The following is a 19,034-nucleotide window of genomic DNA, read 5'->3' as shown; positions in this document are numbered from 1 at the left end:
CGGTGACTGCATGCGGTTGCGCCGCCCGCAGTGCAGCCATGACACCGACATCGAGCGGACACGTGACGAGCGAGCGACCTGGCGAGCGTCTGTCTTGCAGTCAGGTCGACAGGGTTGCGATTACCGCGCCGGTTTGCGCTTGACGTAGAGCTGCTTGCGCACGCGCGCAACGACCTCGCCATCGCGGTTGTGTACCGCATTTTCGAACCAGCGCAGATGCTTCTCTCCGCCTGCGGTGGCTTGGCGCAGGTCGGCGAGCACGTCGTTGTCGATCACAAAGTCCGCGCTCACCGTGCCACGCCCGGGTTTGACGAACTCGATGCTGCCGGCCTTGTCCCAGACGTAGTAGTCGCGCCCCAGGTTCTGCATGACCAGCAGCATCCAGAACGGATCAGTCATCGCAAACAGGCTGCCGCCGAAATGGGTGCCGACGTAGTTGCGATTCCACGGGCGCTGCCGCAGTTCCACCCGCGCGAAGCGATAGTCGGCCGACAACACGGTGACGTGGATCCCCGAGAACAGGTAGGGCGGCCACAGGTTGATGCCGAGCTTGAACAGTGAAGCGCGCATGCGGGCCTTGGTTCCATGGCGGGTCGAGCTCACAGCATAACATTCGCATGCGTATGGTGACGGTGCCGCAGGTCGACATCGGGGCGGTCGTGTCCGCGCTGCGAGTCGGGCCAGGCGGCGCGTCATCGCCGCTCGCGCAGTGTGTCTCGCCGCTTGGTGCACCCGCGCTAGGGCCCGCCGCGGCGGGGCAGCCCTCGTAGGAGCGGACCTGGCCGCGACGGTGCGTTACCGATACTCGGGGGGCCTTGTCGCGACCAGGGGATGCCTCGTCGCGGCCGGGTCCGCTCCTACGCGGAAACAGTGCCTTGTCGCATCCAGGTCCGCTGCTACGTGTCCATGTGGCGCCGCAGCGCCACCGGCTATCAGAACACCAGCGCCGACATCTTGCGGCGGTAGCGGCCGACCAGGTCTTCGTCTTCGATCACGCGGAAGGCATCGATCAGGCTGCGGCGCGGCAGGTTCTCCTCGAAGGCGCGATCCTGGCGCAGCATTTCCAGGAACTGCTCCAGCGCCGCTTCGTCGTTGCCGTCGAGCAGATGGCGCACGCCCAACAGGTGACGGGCGCGCAGGTCGGCGCCGTTGGCGTCCACGCTGGCCTGCAGTGCGCCCGCGTCCGGGGCGTCCTTGAGCACATTGGCAAAACTCAGGCGGGCCTTGGCACGCACCGCGCGGTCATCGGTGGCCAGGTTGGCGGGCAGGGCGTCGATCAGCTGTTCGGCCTCGGCGGTGTCGCCGGTCTTGAGCAGCGCCAGCGCCAGGTCCAGCTTGAGCTCGTCCTTGTCCGGGTCGGCGGCGATCGCCTCGCGCAATGCGGCGGCCTGTGCCTGCGGGTCCAGCGGCGCCTCGGGCTGCAGCGCTTCGGGCGCCTGTGGCTCGGCCGGCAGCACGCCGTGCTGGGTCAGGAATTCGCGCACCTGGCCCTCGGGCATCGCGCCGGGGAAGCCGTCGACGATCTCGCCGCCCTTGACCAGGAACACCGTCGGTACCGAGCGGATCTGGAACGCTGCGGCGATCTGCTGTTCCTTGTCCACATCGACCTTGCCCAGCTCGAATGCGCCGTTGTACTCGCCTGCCAGCTTTTCCAGGATCGGCGTCAGCGATTTGCACGGCCCGCACCAGGTGGCCCAGAAGTCCACCAGTACCGGTGTCGTCAACGATTTCTGCAGGACCTCGGTCTCGAAGGTGTCGGTGGTGGCATCGAATACATGCGGCTTGTCGGACATGGGCTTCCTGATGGGGTGACGGCAACAGTGGGAGGTAATGGTGGCAAACCCGGCTGACACAAGGCCGGTCCGGGACGCCGGAGGGGGTTCACGGCGCGCCCGCCCGGCACGACAATGCCGCGTCCTGGTGGCGTGCGCGCCCCGCAGCGGAGCACGATAATGGGAAGGACTGACGGCGCGCAGCGCTACCTGGGGCTGATCGCGGCAAGCGTGTTCGTGCTGGCGCTGGCCGGGTTCGGCGCCACGTTGCCGGGTTATCTGCAGGCCAGCCACCCGGTCGCGCTGCTGGGCGCGCAAGGCGTGCCGCATGCGCTGGGCTTCAACCTGCTGGCGTTCGTGCTGGTCGGCGCGCTGGGCATGGTCACCGGCGTCAGCCTGCTGGCGCGCATGCCGCCCAGGGCCGGCTGGGGCCTGCGCGTGGGCGGGCAGCTGATCGTGCTGGCCGGGCTGGCCTTCGTCGGCATGGGCATGCTGCCGCTGGATCCCACCGATCTGGACGGCCGCGCCAGTCAGGCCCATGCCACGGCCTGGTTGCTGTGGGCGGTGGCCTTTGTGCCCGGCATGCTGTTGATTGCCGCTGCGCTGCTCAATGCCGCCGAGACCCGCGCGCTGGCCTGGCTCAGTCTGGCGGCCGGGCTGATGGTGGCGGTGCTGGCGTTCGGCCCGCCCGGCCTGCTGCGGCAGGCCATCGCCCAGCGCCTGGCGTTTCTGGCCTGGGTCGGCTGGCTGGCGGTCGCCGCCTGGATCTGGCCGGCAAAGCCGGCGATCTGAGCGAGCGGTTTGGTGCACCTGCTGCACTGCGGTACCCTGTACCGCTTTGCACCGCCCGAGCATCCGCTCCCAATGTCCACCGTCGAACCGAACGCCTACGACCCGCAGCAGGTCGAATCCTCCGCCCAGCAGTTCTGGGATGCCACCCGCGCCTTCCAGGTCGACGAGAACTCGGAGAAACCCAAGTTCTATTGCCTGTCGATGCTGCCGTACCCGTCCGGTGCGCTGCACATGGGCCATGTGCGCAACTACACCATCTCCGATGTGGTCAGCCGCTACAAGCGCATGACCGGCCACAACGTGATGCAGCCGATGGGCTGGGACGCGTTCGGATTGCCGGCCGAAAACGCCGCGATCAAGAACAAGACCGCGCCGGCCAAGTGGACCTACGCCAACATCGAGCACATGCGCGGCCAGCTGAAATCGCTGGGCTACGCCATCGACTGGTCGCGCGAGTTCGCCACCTGCACGCCGGACTATTACGTGCACGAGCAGCGCATGTTCACCCGGTTGATGCGCAAGGGCCTGGCCTATCGCCGCAATGCGGTGGTGAACTGGGACCCGATCGATCAGACCGTGCTGGCCAACGAGCAGGTCATCGATGGCCGCGGCTGGCGCTCCGGCGCATTGGTGGAAAAGCGCGAGATCCCGCAGTGGTTCCTGCGCATCACCGATTACGCGCAGGAACTGCTCGACGGCCTGGACCAGCTGGACGGCTGGCCGGACTCGGTCAAGACCATGCAGCGCAACTGGATCGGCCGCTCGGAAGGGCTGGAGATCCAGTTCGACGTGCGCGACACCGACGGCACCGCGCTGGATCCGTTGCGCGTGTTCACCACCCGCCCGGACACGCTGATGGGCGTGACCTTCGTGTCGATCGCCGCCGAGCATCCGCTGGCATTGCATGCGGCCAAATCCAATCCCGAGCTGGCCACCCTGCTGGAAACGCTCAAGCACGGCGGCGTCTCCGAAGCCGAGCTGGAAACCCAGGAAAAACGCGGCATGGCCACCGGCCTGACCGCGGTGCATCCGATCAGCGGCGAACAGGTGCCGGTGTGGGTCGCCAATTTCGTGCTGATGGGCTACGGCACCGGCGCGGTGATGGCGGTGCCCGGCCACGACCAGCGCGATTTCGAGTTCGCCAACAAGTACGCCCTGCCGATCGTGCAGGTGGTCAAGCTGCGCGAGCCGCGCAACGACGACGAACAGACCTGGGACGCCACCCAGTGGCGCGACTGGTACACCGACAAGAGCCGCCCGCTGGAGCTGATCAATTCGGCCGAGTTCGACGGGCTGGATTTCGGCGGCGCCTTCGAGGCACTGGCCGAGCGCTTCGAGCGCAAGGGCCAGGGCCAGCGCCGCATCAATTACCGCCTGCGCGACTGGGGCGTGAGCCGCCAGCGCTACTGGGGCTGCCCGATTCCGGTGATCTATTGCGCCAAGTGCGGCGCGGTGCCGGTGCCGGAAGACCAGCTGCCGGTGGTGCTGCCGGAAAACGTGGAATTTGCCGGCACCGGTTCGCCGATTAAGACCGACCCCACCTGGCGCCAGACCACCTGCCCGGACTGCGGCGGCCCGGCCGAGCGCGAGACCGACACCTTCGACACCTTCATGGAGTCGAGCTGGTACGTGGCGCGCTACACCAGCCCCAACGCACGCGACATGGTCGATCGCCGCGCCAATTACTGGATGCCGGCCGACCTGTACGTGGGCGGCATCGAGCACGCGATCCTGCACCTGATGTACTTCCGCTTCTATCACAAGCTCATGCGCGACGCGCGGCTGGTGGATAGCGACGAGCCGGTGACCAACCTGCTCACCCAGGGCATGGTCATCGCCGACACCTTCTATCGCGATGCCGACAACGGCGGCAAGGACTGGATCAATCCGGCCGACGTGGAAATCCAGCGCGACGAGCGCGGCCGCGTCACCGGCGCGGTGCTGATCGCCGACGGCCAGCCGGTGCATATCGGCGGCACTGAGAAGATGTCCAAGTCCAAGAACAACGGCGTGGACCCGCAGTCGATGGTGGCCAAGTACGGCGCCGACACGGTGCGGCTGTTCTCGATGTTCGCCGCCCCGCCGGAGCAGTCGCTGGAGTGGAACGAGGCCGGCGTCGACGGCATGGCGCGCTTCATGCGCCGGCTGTGGGTGCAGGTGCACAAGCATGTGGGCGAGGGCAGCGCAGCGGCGCTGGACGCCGCCAGCCTGAGCGCCGAGCAGAAGGCGATCCGCCGCAAGACCCACGAAACCATCGGCAAGGTCAGCGACGACTACGGCCGCCGCCACAGCTTCAACACCGCCATCGCCGCGGTGATGGAGTTGTCCAACGCGCTGGCCAAGTTCGACGACGCCAGCGACCAGGGCAGGGCGGTGCGGCAGGAAGCGCTGGAAGCGATGGTGCTGCTGCTCAACCCGATCACCCCGCACGCCAGCCACGCCCTGTGGCAGGTGCTGGGCCGTGGCGAAACGCTGCTGGAAGATGTCGCGTTTCCGCAGGTCGACGCCAGCGCATTGGTGCGCGATGCACTGACGCTGGCGGTGCAGATCAACGGCAAGCTGCGCGGCACCATCGAGGTGGCCGCAGACGCGGCACGCGAGCAGATCGAAGCGCTGGCGCAGGCCGAGCCCAATGCCGCGAAATTCCTGGATGGGCTGACGATCCGCAAGATCATCATCGTGCCGGGCAAGATCGTGAACATCGTGGCGGGGTGATCGCTCGGGTTGCCATTGCCGATCCGGGCAGTTCCCGGATCGGCGTGGCGGCGCGGTGCAAGCTTGCTGCGGCGGTATTGGCAATGTGCTGCACTGGCATGTGGTGCTGCGCGGGTCAGGTTGCTGCAGTGGTTCTCTGCGATTGACTGCATTGATGCGTCGCGACGCAGGGTGACGTTTCCGCGATGGTTCCCGGGACTTCAGGTCAGTCGCGCCTGGCGACGTGCAGGCGAGATTGTCGGGGTGGCTTGCGGTCATCCGTTTCACCGGCGCGTGGCGACGCGTTTGTCATTCCTGGGCGCCGGGTGGTTTCGCGGCGCCTATCAAGCCCCGTTCACGCGGGCTGCGTCAGGCTAGCCGCCTGTTGCCGCCGCCGGGGCGCTCATCCAGACTGTGCCCATGATTCGATTTCCTACTGCTTTCGCTGCGTCCCTCGTGCTGGTCTCCAGCCTCACCGCCTGCGGCTTCCACCTGCGCAATTCGCTTGCGTTGCCACCCGATACCCCGGCGGTGAAGGTGCAGTCCGCAGTGCAGTACAGCGAACTGGCCAAATTGCTGCGACGTGGCCTCAGGGCGGCCGGTGCCACGCTGGCCGACGAAGACGCCAAGACCGGCTTTGCGCAGGTGCAGGTGTTGTCCGAGCGCTGGGGCGATCTGCCGATCGCCATCGACAGCCAGGGACGTGCGCAGGAATACAGCCTGCGCTACGCCGCCATCTTTACCGTCACCACCGCCAACGGGGCGGTGCTGGTGCCGCAGCAGGTGATCGAGCTGTCGCGCGACTACGTGTCGCCGCCGGTGGATGCCACCGGTACCGCGACCGAGCGCGAGATCCTGGCCGACGAGTTGCGCAAGGACATGTCGGCGTCGATCCTGCGGCGTATCGATAGCGTGGTGCGCGCGCGCGTACAGCGCGGTGAGAGCCTGGAAAGCACGCCAACCGCGCCGCTGCCGCCGGCCGCCACACCGCCCGTGCAGCCGTCGACGCCGGAATCGAGCGTGCCGGCGTCGCTGCCGCCCGCCTCTTCGTCGAACAACTGAGCGGGTCGTGATCAGCCCGTCCGCGCAGCTGCCGGGCAAGCGCGCCCGGAGTCCGGAACTGGATTGCGCCAGGCGCATGGTGCGCTTGCTGCGCGGTCACCATGCCCCGGCCGAGTGCTGCAGACGCTGTCTTGTCCGTGACGCTTCAGTCGCGCGTGCCCTTGTAGTGATGGAACTTCCGTAGTCATGGAACTTCGCCCCGAACAGCTGGCCGGCCAGTCCAGCCAGCCGTTGCAGCCGGCCTATCTGATCGCCGGCCCGGAAACCTTGCGGGTGCTCGAAGCGGCCGATGCGGTGCGCGCACGTGCGCGCGCCGAAGGCATCGGCGAGCGCGAGGTATTCGATGCCGATGGTCGCGAGTTCGACTGGAACCAGCTCGACGCCAGCTTCAACGCGCCCAGCCTGTTCAGCCCGCGCCGGCTGGTGGAAGTACGCCTGCCCAGCGGCAAGCCGGGCAAGGACGGCGCCGAGGTCATCACCCGCTTCTGCGCCAACCCGCCGCCGGACGTGGTGCTGCTGATCACTGCCAACGACTGGAGCAAGGCGCACCAGGGCAAGTGGGCCGAGGCAATCGGTCGTATCGGCACCATTGCCGTGGCCTGGGCGATCAAGCCGCACGAACTGTCCGACTGGATCGAGCGCCGCCTGCGCGCGCAGGGGCTGCGCGCCGATGCGGCTGCAGTGCAGCGCCTGGCCGAGCGGGTGGAAGGCAACCTGCTGGCCGCCGCGCAGGAGATCGACAAGCTGGCCTTGCTGGCCGATGGCAAGACGCTGGATCTGGAGGCGATGGAATCGCTGGTGGCCGATGCCGCGCGCTATGACGTGTTTCGGCTGGCCGAAACCACCTTCTCCGGTCAGGCCGCTGCGGTGATCCGCATGCTGGCCGGACTGCGTGCCGAAGGCGAAGCGGTGGCGGCGTTGATGCCGATCCTGATCAAGGAACTGCTGCGCACCGCTGCCCTGGCCAAGGTGCAGGCCAATGGCGGCAACCTGGCTGCGGAAATGAAATCGCAGGGCATCTGGGAATCCCGCCAGGCCCCGTTCAAGCGCGCGCTGCAGCGCCATCCCGAACCGCGCCGCTGGGAACGCTTCGTCGCCGAAGCCGGCCTGGTGGACCGCATGGCCAAGGGCCGCGCCGACGGCGATGCCTGGGTCGGCCTGGAACGCCTGCTGGTCGCAGTGGCCGAAGCGCGCGCGGTGAGATTGCTGGCGTGAGCGCGGGGCAGGCCGGAACCGCTGAGCCAGGCACCGGCGCCGGAGAGCGGGAGCCTGCAATCAGTGGAACCGCAGGGCAACGCGCAAAGCCGGCAGCTCCCACCGGTGTGGCTGCAACGTCACCAGCCACCGATGCTCAGGCCGCCGCTTCAGACCCGCTTCTTTCCGACTCCCCACTCCCCCATCCCCAATCCCGATCCCACATCGATTCCCGGCTCCACCTCTACTACGGCGGCACCTTCGATCCGATCCACTTGGGCCACCTGGCCATCGCCTGCGCAGCGCGCGACGAACTCGCAGCGCTTGTGCACCTGGTGCCGGCTGCCGATCCGCCGCATCGCGCCGCACCCGGCGCCACTGCCGCGCAGCGTGCGCAGATGCTGGAGCTGGCGCTCGCCGGCCAACCCGGGCTGCAGTTGGACCGCCGCGAGCTGCAGCGCGCCGGCCAACAGCTGGCCCCGTCCTACACCGTGGAGACCTTGCGCGAGCTGCGCCAGGCACTTGGCCCCGCCACGCCGATCGCCTGGTTACTGGGTGCCGACGCCTTCGTCGAACTGCATCGCTGGCACCAGTGGGAGGCGCTGTTCGAGTTGGCGCACTTCGTCATCGCCGCGCGGCCCGGCACGTCCCTGGACCTGCGCGACGCGCCGCAACTGGCCGCCGCTGTGCAGGGCCGCTGGTCTGCCAATGCCGACGAATTGGTCGCCGCGCCGGCCGGCCGGCTGTGGCAATTGCACCACCCGCTGCGCGGCGAATCGGCCAGCGCCGTGCGCACGCAGATCGCTGCCGGCGGCGCCTGGCAGGCGCTGGTCCCGGGAGCAGTGGCCAGCTTCATTGCCCGGGAAGGCCTGTACGGCTGCGCCCGCCCGGCTAGCTGAACACGCGTCCGCCCGGACCGGCCTATAATTCACGCCAATTCCATCGAGTTGCCGCTTTGACCAGCCAAGCCCAAGTCATCAAGACCTCCATTCCGAATCCGCCGCCGTCCGTGCCGGCCCTGTTGGCCACCGTGCGCGAGGCTGTCGAAGAGCTGAAAGCCAAGGACGTGGTCGAGATCGATGTACGCGGCAAGTCCAGCGTTTGCGATTACATGGTGGTGGTCTCTGGCACCTCGACCCGCCACGTCAAATCGATCGCCGACGAAGTGGTCAAGTTCGCCAAGCGCCTGGACGTGATGCCGCTGGGCGTGGAAGGCGAGCGAGAAGCCGAATGGGTGCTGGTCGACCTGGGCGACGTGGTGGTGCACGTGATGCTGCCGCGCGTGCGCGAGTTCTACGCGCTGGAGCGCCTGTGGACGGTGGGCGATCAGCGTCCGTCCGACCAAGACGACGCCGACGAGCAGCTCTGAGTCACGCACTGCACGGTGTGCACTGCGCAACACACGAACGGCGCCCTTGGGCGCCGTTTTTGCGTCTGCCGTCGCTCACCGCTGCGCGGCTTAAAGCGGCCCGCGCTCCCACGGGCCGGTGATGGCCAGGGTGATCCCCGGTGTCTGGATGTTGACGAACAAGGTACGCGCCAGCGGGTCCCAGCAGGCGCCGCAGAATTCGGTATCGCGGTAATCGCCTTCAGCAATGGTCTTGCCGGCAGCGGCGATCTGCTGCGAGGTGAGCTGCACGTTGTTCTTGGCCAGGTAGAACGATTCGCCCCCGCGGGTCAGCCCGAGCAATCGCGCGCCGGGGCCGTATTCGTCCGGACTTTCGCCGCCGTCTTCGCACAGCACCACGCCGCCGCGCGCGCTGACGGTGACGTTGTCCGGATTGTGCGCGGCCAGCTGATTGCCGCTGACGAACAGCGCACTCAGGCGCTGGGTGAACAGGTCCAGCACCCACACTGCGCCATTGCCGTAACCGCGCCGGCCCTGCGCATCCACGCCGGTGCTGGTATCGACGATGAAGAGTTTGCCGTAGCTGTACCAGATGCCTTCGCCACGGCTCATGCGCAGCGCGCCATCGGCCCAGGCCTGTGCAAACGGTCCGCTCAAGGTGTCGTTGGCGCCGATGTCGGCAAAGCCGGCCGGTGCGGCGATGCTGTCCAGATCCGGCTCTTCGATATCCACCCATTCCAGCTGGAACTGCTGGCCGATGCTGGCCACGGTGAGGTCGGCATTGCGACGTCCGCGTACGCGCGCGGCCTGCAGGCGGCCGCCGTTTTCCAGCGAGCCATTGCGGCCGCGGCGGTCGTTGGGAATGAAGCGATACAGGCCGGCCTTGTTGCGGTCGTCCTCGGTGAGATAGACGATGCCGGTGCGCGGGTCGATCGCCACCGCCTCATGACTGAAGCGGCCCAGACCCACCAGCGGACGACCGGTGGTGCGGTGGCTGTCCGGGTCCACTTCGAACACATAGCCGTGCTTGCGGCCGGTGCTGGACACCGCATTGGTCTTGATCTCTTCGCAGCTCAGCCAGGTGCCCCACGGAGTCGGCCCGCCAGCGCAGTTGACCAGGGTGCCGCCCAGGCTGGGTTCCAGGCTGCCCCAGCCACGGCGGCCGTAACTCAGCGTGGTGGTGCCGCCGCCGGCGGACTGGGTGCCGCTGACGATGCCGGTGTCGTACATCGCCGGTGCGCGGAACGGGCTGCCTGCGCCGCGCTCGTGATTGCGGATCAACACGTACTCCAGGCCGCGCAGCGGGTCGCTGCCCGGCCGCCAGTCGGGACGGCGCAGACCGACCACGGCCATGCCGTCGTGACGGTCGGGGCAGGGCTGGCCATCGTCCATGCGATCGCCGCTCCAGCCGAACGAGCGGTAGCTGAAGCCGCGCGGCAGCTGCAGCAAGGGCAAGCCGGTGCTCTGGTCGGCGACCGGTGCAAGCGGGCCGTAGCGGCTGGGGACCGGTGCAAGGCGCACCGACGCAGACGTGGCGGCCTGGGCCTGGCGCGACTGCAAGGCGCCCAAGCTGCCAAGGGCGCCGGCGGCCATGACGGCGGCGCTGCCCTTGAGGACCTGGCGGCGGGCGGGATCGAAAATCGGCATCGAACGACTCCTGCGTGGCTGGGTGGTCGGGCGACACTAATTGCCGGCTGTAACCACGCCATGACACGCAACGACAAATCGTCACGGACTGCACAGGCTGTGACGCGGATATCATGTGCCGATGAAATGCCGACTCATCGCCACCGGCGAGCGCGCACCGGCCTGGGTGGCGCAAGGTTTTGCCGAATATCAAAAACGTCTGTCGCACTGGATGCCGCTGGAGCTGGTCGAAATCGAACCCGGGCTGCGCGGCAAGGGCCGCGACGGGCAACGCGCCATCGACGACGAAGGCCGCCGCGTCATCGCCGCGCTCCCCAAGAACGCGCATGTGGTGGCACTGGATGTGCCAGGCCGGCCGCTGAGTTCGGAGCAGCTTGCCCAGCGCATGGAGCACTGGCGCGGGCAGGGGCGCGATCTGGCCTTCCTGATCGGCGGCCCGGAAGGCCATGCCGCCGAGGTACTGAAAAACGCCAATGAAAGTTGGTCGATCGGCCCGCTCACCTTGCCGCACATGCTGGTGCGGCTGATCGTGGCCGAGCAGCTGTACCGCGCTGCGGCGATGCTGGCCAATCATCCGTATCACCGCGCATAGCAAGGCGCGCAGGTCGTGCAGATCCCGCAGCAAGCTGCGGTGGTCGCCGTACATCACCAGGGACGCAACCGGGTAGCCAACACGACCTGGCGAGCAGTCGCCAGGTGTGTCTGGATGGCGCGGACCGACCACGGTGCGAATGGCGCATGCCGATTCCGAACACCGGCTGCGCCTCCCTGATGACGGGGCCGGCGCGTCATGAGCGTTCCAGGTTGCAAGCGCGTGCGGTATGTCCAGCGCCTGCTGACGCGATGTGCCGTTACCGGCGATCGATGGCGGATGCGTCTATCGACGGACGCCGCGGCGATGTTGGATCTGCCTGCCAACCCGAACGCGCTCGTGCGTAGCGGCATGGCTGGCAGTTTTCGTTCGCGTGTGGGCGGTCGTATCGATGCGGCGGCGGCAGTTGCAGGCCGCCGCATCGGGTCGCCATTCAATTCAACGAAAAGCTCACCGGCACCAGGCCGTAGGCCTGTACCGCCTGGCCGTTCTGCATCGCCGGCTGAAAGCGCCAGCTGCGCAGCACCTGGCTGCGTGCGGCCAGATCGAGCGCGCGATGCCCGCTGCTGGTCTGCACGCTGACTTCGGCCGGGCGTCCATCGGTACCGACCAGCACGCGCAGCAGCACCGTGCCTTGTTGCCCCGCACGCAATGCAGCCGCCGGGTAACTCGGTGCGGGCGAGCTCAGATACTGCAGCTGGCCTGCCTCGATCGGCCCACTGGGCGCAGCGATGGTGGGCGCGCTGTCCATCGCGGTGTTGGCTGCCGGTAGGGCAACCGTTGCGCTATCCAGCACCGGGGTATGGTCGATGAGAGGGGTCGGCACCGGGACCGCGACCGGTACGGTCTTCGGTGGTGTATGCGTCTGCGGCTTGAACTTCACATCGACCGGGACCAAGGGCGGCGGCGGTGCGGTCGGTATGGTGATCGGCATGACCCAGCGCGGCTCGGGTGGCGGTTGCGGAACCGCCCGGTGCGATAGCGGGATCAGCAACAAGCCGCCGGCCAGCAAATGCAGCGCCACGGCCGTGCTGATCGCCAGCACGCGTGAGGTATCGATGCCAAAGGGACGGGAAGAAACCTGCGATTGCGTGCGAACCATCATCCACCTCCAGAACGGAACTGCGGAAAGGACCAGCGCGGCCCGGACGCACTACACCATCCGGTAGCGTAGGTTTACCTCAGCGCGCGCGGCTGCACAAGCGCGGCGCGTGTCTGCGAAGGGCGTTGCGCATCGCGAAGGATGCCGGAGTGATTCCGCGATCATGTCGATATCGATCGCTGGCCGGCTTCAAGGCGCAAACAGACAGGAATACTCGTAAGCAAACGCCCAGCCGGAGCTGGGCGTTTGCGGTAGAAAAGCCCAGCCCGTTGCGGGGCTGGGGAAACGACGCTGACGGGAGAGTGCGTCAGTAGTCGTACGACACCGAGAACATGGCATAGCGCGGCTGAGTGAAGAACCTGCCCATGTTGTAGGTGTTCGACAGGGTGAAGGTGTCGTCTTCCCAGGTCGAATCCACCTGCAGCGGCTTGCGCTCGTTGAAGATGTTGAAGGCCTGCAGGGTCATGGCGAGCTTGTTGCCGGCGAACGCCGGGCGATAGGTCAGGCCCAGGTCGACGATCTTGGTCCACGGCAACCGGCCGGCATCGCCGGGACGCGACGGCTGGCCGTTGCAGGTGTGGTAGGAGGAGCCATAGCCCACCGGGTCGCCGGCATCGGAATCTTCGCTGATGCCGTTGATGCTGACATAGCCCAGGCAGGACTTCGGCGTGCCGGACAGCACGCGGATATTGCCTGCAATCAGCCATTCCGGTGCGATCTGGTAGGAGCCGTAGATCTTGATCTGATGGCGACGATCGTTGGCCAGGTAGCCACCTGCGTACCACATCAGCGCAGCGGCATCCCAGTCCTGGGTCTTGGAGACATCGGTCTGGCCGATATCGGATTTGATCTGGCCTTCGGTATTGCCGAAGTTGCGCGACCAGGTGTAATCGATGCGGCCTTCCCATTTGCCATCGAATGGATGCTGCAGGAACAGGTCCACTGCCAGATAGGTGCGCTTGGCCTCCTTGTCGAAGCCCCAGTCCGAGGGCGACATCGACACCGAGGTGCGGCCGGAGCCGTTGAGGTTGGCCAGACTGAAGGAGTTGGTTTCGCCGGGGTTGAAGATGATGCAGCCGGGCACGTTGACGGTGCTCGGATCGATACCCGATGCAGTCAGTTTGGTGCGCATCCGGTCGGCATCGCAGACGTCGTCGATGGTGGCGCCGAGCGTGCGGTAGGTCGCCTTGGCACCGGTGACCCAACTCTCGCCCAGGGTCTTGTCGAAGCCGAGCATGAACTCGTCCTGGTACATCGACTTCAGGTCGGTGGCGGCGATGCCGGCGGCATCCGGTGCCTGACCGCATTCCAGATTGGAGGAGACGATGTTGCCCGAGCAGGAGAATCCGGCGGATGGATCGACCGCGACCGGCGTCAGCCCGGTCGGGCTGCCCTGCGCATCGATGCCGGTGTAGGTGAAGTATTCGCGCGTAAACGTGGACGGCGATGCGCCACGGATGGCCACGCTGTTAGGCAACGCCAGGTAGTAGCGACCGGCATTGCCGTAGACCTTGAGCGAGGAGTCGCCGAACACGTCCCAGCTCAGCCCCAGGCGCGGTGCCCACTGATCGCCACTGGTCACGTAAGGCGCACCCGCGTCGTTGAAGTTGGTGAACTTGTCGTTGCGGATACCCAGCGTCAGCAGCAGCTTGTCGTTGACCTGCCATTTGTCTTCGAGGAAGTAGGCCTTTTGCTCGACCGACATACTGGTCGCGGTATTGAACACGGAGCGATAGGCGTAGTAGCCATTGCCACCGGCCGGACCCACGCCCAGCGCAGCGCTGATGGGCGAGGTGGGGCGCGACGAGCGCCCATAGATCCAGCGGAAGCCCGGGCCGGTGGTGATGACGCCTTCGTTGTTGGCATTGAAATACATGTTGTCCACACCTGCAGTGAGGGTGTGGCTGCCCAACACATATTCCAGGTCGATGCGCAGACCGCGCGTCTTGTTTTCGCCATCGCGCGCCTGGCTGGAGGTCTGGTTGTTGCGGATCTCGCTGCCACCGGTGATGGCCGGGTCCTGCAGATTGGTGTTGGTCAGCAGCGGTGCGGTGCTGGGGTTGTTGCGGAAATCGGTCTGACGGCTCTTGCCGTAGGTGGCGCTCAATGTGAGATCGTCGGTGATGTAGCTGGTGTACTTGCCGATGTAATAGCGGTCGTTGACCTTGACCGTATCGGCGAATGCGCCGTTGGCGTCGCCGTCGACGCCGGAGTAGCCGGTGAAGTCGGTGTAATTGCCGGCCTCGCGGTAGTTGTTCTTGACCCCCGTCAGTTCGAGGATGTTGCTGTCGTTTATGTTCCAGTCGATCTTGGCGTAGATCTTGGGTTCATCGATGCGGTAGTTGTTGCGGCCGATGACCGGGTCGTCCCGACGCGCCGTGGAAACGCCTTCGCTGCGTTCCTGTTCTGCAGCCACAAACACGAACAGGCGGTCCTCGATCAGCGGGCCGCCGGCATAGGCGCTGTAGACCGTGTTCCAGAACCGGTCGTCCTTGCGGCTGCGGTACAGGGTGCCGGGCAGGGTGGGGTCGCTATATTCGTACCCGTCCGGCGGCGCAGTGTCGGGATACAGCACGTTCTTGTCCGTGCTGGAGAGCGACTTCGGGCGCCACAGGGTCTGCGCGCCGAAATGCCATTCGTTGGTGCCGCGTTTGCCGACCTGGCTGAGTACGCCGCCGGCCGAACGCCCGTAACGGGCGCTGTAGCCGCCGGTATAGGTTTCCTGCTGGTCGATCGCGCCGAACGGCAAGGTGACGCCACCGATGTTGGAAAGCGGATTGGAGCTGAGATAGCCGTTGAGGTAATAGGCGTTTTCGGTCACACCAGCGCCGCCGAAGGAAATCGCATTGCCGAAATAGCCGCTGCCCTGCACGGCTCCTGGCGACAGCAGTGCAATGGCTTCGCCAGAGCGCGCCAGCGGCAAACGCTGCAACTGCTCGGCGGTAATCACGGTGCGCGAGGCGGTGGCGGACACATCCACCGGCGAGATGTTCTTGCCGGTCACGGTGATCGTGCCCAGGGTGGCGGTGTCGCCAGCGGCAGCGCCGCCGAAGGACACATCGGTGCCCGCGCCGACGCGCAGGGCGATGTTCTTGCGTGTCTCTACGGATTGTCCGTCGCGTTGCAAGGTGACCGTGTAAGTGCCGACGGGAAGATTGCCGATCGCGTAGCGCCCGTTGGCATCGACGATCGCGGTCCGGGCAAAGCCGGTATCGCTTTGTGCCGTGACCGTTGCACCGGCGGCAGCGGGCGCGCTGCCGTAAATACCCGCAGTGGTGCTTTGAGCGGCGGCAGTGCCTGAGGCCAGCACGCCGACGGCGCCGCTCAGCGCGAGCGCAAGCACGCTGATGCGGGCATAACGTGCCCGCGACGCTGGATGGAAGGTGCGCTTTGAAGCAACGTTGCCGGACATCATCTCTCTCCAGAGGAGCGCCATCACGAATATGACGGTGCGCTGACAACCGATGCTAGAGCGCTGTAGAGGCTGCTTAAAGAACGTTTTCTCTAAATTTCATGTTTTTTTAAGCACAAATGCACATATCCACGTATTCATGTTCAGGTGCAGTGACTTTGGACACTTGCCAGCCGGCGGTCTTTAAGGTTTTAAAAGAAACTTAATGGTTCGCATGAAGACGACAAAGCAGCACGTCTTCCGATGGGACTGCGAAAACGACACTGCCCTCCGAGGAGGGCAGTGAGCGACAAGCTGCGGAATGGGATTGCTTCTTCAGCGACCCAGTTCGAAGGTCACATCCAGCGTGATCGACAGCGTGCTCTCGCCGGGCGCCACCTGGGTGTCCATCTCGGCTTTGGCCGAGCGCATCGAGGCGGCCATCATCATCGGGCGTATCACGCCGCCACCGCTGCGGCCTTCGGAGATGCTGACGATGCGGCGCACCTTCAGGCCCAGCGACTTGGCATAGGTGTCGGCGCGGGTCTGGGCTTTCTTCAGTGCGGCCACGCGGGCCTCGTCGTAGGCCGGCTCGGGCTGGTCGACCGAGAAGCTGGGCCCGTTGATGTCGTTGGCGCCTTGCGCGACCAGGGTGTCGAGCACCTTGCCGAGCTTGGAGATGTCGCGCACCTTCAGGCTGACCGTGTTGCTGGCCTGGTAGCCGTTGATCCTGGGCGCCTCGTTTTCTTTATAGGTGTACTGCGGGCTCAGATTGATGCCGCTGGTCTGCACGTCCTTGTCGGCGATGCCGGCGGCCTTTACCGCCGTCATGACCTTGCTCATCTGTTCGGCGTTCTGGCGCATCGCGGAGTTGCTGTCGGCAGCCTGGGTGACCACGCCTGCGGACAACGTGGCGATATCCGGCACGCGCTTGGCTTCGGCTTCGGCCGAGATGTTGAGCAGGGTGCCATCGCTGGGGATGGTGTAGTTGGACGCGGATTGGGCGTGTGCGGTCATGGCGGTTCCGGCAGCGATGGACAGGGCCAGCAACAACGGCTTGAAGGTGGTACGCATGGGATCTCCTTGTCTGTGCTGCGAGCGTGTTGGGAGGTGGATGAATATGTTGTGAGTCGAACGCTGCCGCGCAACCGCCGCGCGGGGTGCGAAGTCAGCGGGCGAGCACGGCCAACAGGTATGCTGGGCGGATGCTCTATCTCGCCTCCCGTTCGCCACGCCGACAAGAACTGCTGCAACGCCTGGATGTGCCATTCCAGACCCTGGAACTGGATGTGCCCGAGCTGCGCGCGCCCGCTGAATCGCCCGAACAATACGTGCGGCGCGTTGCGCTGGACAAGGCGCATGCCGGCCTTGCGCAGGTGCAGGCGCGCGACCCCGATGCGATCGTGCTGGGCTCCGATACCGAAGTGGTGCTGGGTGAGCGCGTGTTCGGCAAGCCGGTCGATGTCGACGACGCGATCGCGATGCTGCGCGTGTTGTCCGGGCGCACCCACCAGGTACTCACGGCGGTGGTTCTAGTCTGCGCACAGCGCGCCCCTGCGCAGGTATTGGCGGTGTCGGAGGTGACCTTCGACACGCTCGGTGAGGCGCAGATCGCCGCGTATGCGGCCTGTGGCGAGCCCATGGGCAAGGCCGGCGCCTATGCGATCCAGGGGCGCGCAGAACGTTTTATCAGCCATTTGTCCGGCAGCTATTCCGGCGTGATGGGATTGCCGCTGCACCACACCTCGCAGTTGCTCACAGCCTTCGGAGCGCATTGATGTCGGAAGAGATCTTGGTCAACGTCACCCCGCGCGAAACCCGCGTGGCGGTGATCGAGAACGGCATGCTGCAGGAGCTGCATATCGAGCGCGGTTGGCGCCGGGGCGTGGTCGGCAACATCTACAAGGGCAAGGTGCAGCGGGTGATGCCCGGCATGCAGGCGGCATTCGTCGAGGTCGGGCTGGAGCGTGCGGCGTTCCTGCACGCCAACGACGTGGTGCGCCCGGCACCGGCACCGGCCAGCGTGGTCGATACCGAAGAAACCCCGATCCCGCCGCCGCCGGCCGCAGCGGTGCCGATCGTGGAGCTGCTGCGCGACGGGCAGGACATCGTGGTGCAGGTGGTCAAGGACCCGATCGGCACCAAGGGCGCGCGGCTCACGACCCAGATCAGCATTCCCTCGCGCTACCTGGTGCTGCTGCCGCAGTCCAAGATCGTCGGGGTGTCGGCACGGATCGAGGACGAGGCCGAGCGGCTGCGCCTGAAGACCATCGTCAGCGAGGTGTCGGCCCAGCACGGCGGCTTCGGCTACATCATCCGCACCAATGCCGAGGGCCAGCCAGCCGAGGCGCTGGCCGAGGACATCGCGTATCTGTCGCGGGTGTGGACGGTGGTCGAGCGGCGCGGGCGCGAAGCGCCGCCGTGCAGCATCATCTATGAGGACCTGAGCCTGCCGTTGCGGGCGGTGCGCGACCTGATCCGCAAGGACGTGGAAAAGGTCAAGGTCGACTCCAACGAAACCTTCGTGCAGCTGCAGGCCTTCGTGGCCAAGTACATGCCGGTGCTGGCCGAGCGGCTGGAGCTGTACACCGGCGACCGGCCGATCTTCGACCTGTACGGGGTCGAGGACGAGATCGGCCGCGCCTTGAACAAGCAGGTGCCACTCAAGTCCGGCGGCTATCTGGTGATCGACCAGACCGAAGCGATGACCACCATCGACGTCAACACCGGTTCGTTCGTCGGCCAGCGCAATCTCGAAGAAACCGTGTTCCGCACCAACCTGGAAGCCGCGCAGGCGGTGGCGCGGCAGCTGCGGCTGCGCAACCTGGGCGGGATCATCATCATCGACTTCATCGACATGGACGATCCCGAGCACCGCCGCCAGGTGCTGCGCACCCTGGAAAAGGCGCTGGCACGCGACCACGCCAAGACCACGGTGTACGAGTTCTCGCCGCTGGGCCTGGTGGAAATGACCCGCAAGCGCACCGTCGAGAGCCTGGAGCGGCAGCTGTCGGAAACCTGCGGCCAGTGCGGCGGGCGCGGCACCATCAAGACCGCAGAAACGGTGACCTACGAAATCTTCCGCGAGATCACCCGTGCAGTGCGCCAGTTCGATGCCGCAAGGCTGCTGGTGATCGCCTCGTCCAAGGTGGTCGCACGCATCACCGACGAAGAATCCGCAGCGGTGGCCGAGCTGGAAGAATTCCTGGGCAAGAGCATCCGTTTCCAGTCCGACGATCAGTATCTGCAGGAGCAGTTCGACGTGGTGCTGCTGTGAGGCCGGGAATGGAGAGTCGGGAATCGGGAATGGGGGTGGAGCGAAAGGCGCTCTGCGAGGTGGCGGTGACATATTTAGAATGGCGGCGCGCGCGGATGGATGATCGTGTGCGCGGCGCGGTTTGTGCTCCTGCGATTCCCTATTCCCTATTCACCATTCCCCG

General features: G+C 66.2%; 15 protein-coding genes. 9 read left to right on the top strand and 6 right to left on the bottom strand.

Going from position 1 to position 19,034, the window contains the following annotated elements; translation table 11 throughout:
- Positions 1 to 120: 120 nt before the first annotated feature.
- Positions 121 to 570, bottom strand: coding sequence for a DUF4442 domain-containing protein (locus VZ068_RS13775; RefSeq protein WP_349655612.1), 450 nt, complete (start codon positions 568 to 570; stop codon positions 121 to 123).
- 362 nt (positions 571 to 932) lie between these two features.
- Positions 933 to 1,793 carry a thioredoxin gene (trxA, locus tag VZ068_RS13770; protein ID WP_259151343.1) on the bottom strand — a complete coding sequence of 287 codons (861 nt, stop codon included), beginning with the start codon at positions 1,791 to 1,793 and terminating at the stop codon, positions 933 to 935.
- Positions 1,794 to 1,952: 159 nt separating this feature from the next.
- Between trxA and VZ068_RS13765 the strand changes: the two genes are divergently transcribed.
- The 6 genes from VZ068_RS13765 to rsfS all read left to right on the top strand — a co-directional run bounded on the left by VZ068_RS13765 (position 1,953) and on the right by rsfS (position 8,883).
- Positions 1,953 to 2,564: a DUF998 domain-containing protein gene (locus VZ068_RS13765; protein ID WP_259151341.1), complete on the top strand. Its 612-nt coding sequence runs from the start codon at positions 1,953 to 1,955 to the stop codon at positions 2,562 to 2,564.
- 72 nt (positions 2,565 to 2,636) lie between these two features.
- Positions 2,637 to 5,279, top strand: a complete 2,643-nt coding sequence (gene leuS, locus VZ068_RS13760; RefSeq protein ID WP_259161113.1) for a leucine--tRNA ligase — start codon at positions 2,637 to 2,639, stop codon at positions 5,277 to 5,279.
- Between the two features lie 399 nt (positions 5,280 to 5,678).
- Entirely contained in the window at positions 5,679 to 6,320 is a 642-nt protein-coding gene (gene lptE / locus VZ068_RS13755) for an LPS assembly lipoprotein LptE (RefSeq protein WP_259151336.1), read from the top strand.
- Between the two features lie 186 nt (positions 6,321 to 6,506).
- Entirely contained in the window at positions 6,507 to 7,535 is a 1,029-nt protein-coding gene (gene holA / locus VZ068_RS13750) for a DNA polymerase III subunit delta (RefSeq protein WP_046963866.1), read from the top strand.
- On the top strand, positions 7,532 to 8,413 hold the full coding sequence (nadD, locus tag VZ068_RS13745; protein WP_349655611.1) for a nicotinate-nucleotide adenylyltransferase: 882 nt from the start codon (positions 7,532 to 7,534) through the stop codon (positions 8,411 to 8,413). Before holA ends, nadD begins: the two co-directional genes overlap by 4 nt.
- Before the next feature lie 56 nt (positions 8,414 to 8,469).
- Complete coding sequence (gene rsfS, locus VZ068_RS13740; protein ID WP_046963868.1) at positions 8,470 to 8,883, top strand: ribosome silencing factor; 414 nt, start codon at positions 8,470 to 8,472, stop codon at positions 8,881 to 8,883.
- Between the two features lie 90 nt (positions 8,884 to 8,973).
- On the opposite strand, the gene VZ068_RS13735 is transcribed toward rsfS, so the two are convergent.
- Positions 8,974 to 10,509, bottom strand: a complete 1,536-nt coding sequence (locus tag VZ068_RS13735) for an alkaline phosphatase PhoX (protein ID WP_349655610.1) — start codon at positions 10,507 to 10,509, stop codon at positions 8,974 to 8,976.
- A 121-nt stretch (positions 10,510 to 10,630) separates the two neighbouring features.
- Here VZ068_RS13735 and rlmH point away from each other — a divergent pair, with 121 nt between their 5' ends.
- The gene (rlmH, locus tag VZ068_RS13730) at positions 10,631 to 11,101 is read left to right on the top strand and encodes a 23S rRNA (pseudouridine(1915)-N(3))-methyltransferase RlmH (protein WP_055849938.1); all 471 of its coding nucleotides are present in this window, start codon (positions 10,631 to 10,633) and stop codon (positions 11,099 to 11,101) included.
- A gap of 433 nt (positions 11,102 to 11,534) precedes the next feature.
- Here rlmH and VZ068_RS13725 read toward each other — a convergent pair whose 3' ends face one another.
- The 3 genes from VZ068_RS13725 to VZ068_RS13715 all read right to left on the bottom strand — a co-directional run bounded on the left by VZ068_RS13725 (position 11,535) and on the right by VZ068_RS13715 (position 16,668).
- On the bottom strand, positions 11,535 to 12,206 hold the full coding sequence (locus VZ068_RS13725; protein WP_349655609.1) for an energy transducer TonB: 672 nt from the start codon (positions 12,204 to 12,206) through the stop codon (positions 11,535 to 11,537).
- 304 nt (positions 12,207 to 12,510) lie between these two features.
- Entirely contained in the window at positions 12,511 to 15,615 is a 3,105-nt protein-coding gene (locus VZ068_RS13720) for a TonB-dependent receptor (RefSeq protein WP_349655608.1), read from the bottom strand.
- Positions 15,616 to 15,930: 315 nt separating this feature from the next.
- Positions 15,931 to 16,668: an SIMPL domain-containing protein gene (locus tag VZ068_RS13715; protein ID WP_349655607.1), complete on the bottom strand. Its 738-nt coding sequence runs from the start codon at positions 16,666 to 16,668 to the stop codon at positions 15,931 to 15,933.
- A gap of 131 nt (positions 16,669 to 16,799) precedes the next feature.
- On the opposite strand from VZ068_RS13715, the gene VZ068_RS13710 reads away from it, so the two are divergent.
- Both VZ068_RS13710 and rng read left to right on the top strand, forming a co-directional pair.
- Positions 16,800 to 17,372 carry a Maf-like protein gene (locus VZ068_RS13710; protein ID WP_349655606.1) on the top strand — a complete coding sequence of 191 codons (573 nt, stop codon included), beginning with the start codon at positions 16,800 to 16,802 and terminating at the stop codon, positions 17,370 to 17,372.
- Positions 17,372 to 18,871, top strand: coding sequence for a ribonuclease G (gene rng, locus VZ068_RS13705; RefSeq protein WP_046963876.1), 1,500 nt, complete (start codon positions 17,372 to 17,374; stop codon positions 18,869 to 18,871). The genes VZ068_RS13710 and rng overlap by 1 nt, the downstream gene beginning before the upstream one ends.
- Positions 18,872 to 19,034 lie beyond the last annotated feature (163 nt).

Origin of the sequence: Xanthomonas sp. 10-10 (assembly GCF_040182365.1) — a bacterium.
In the GTDB taxonomy this organism is placed as follows: Bacteria; Pseudomonadota; Gammaproteobacteria; order Xanthomonadales; family Xanthomonadaceae; genus Xanthomonas; species Xanthomonas arboricola_F.
This window is presented reverse-complemented; position numbering and strand designations above follow the sequence as displayed.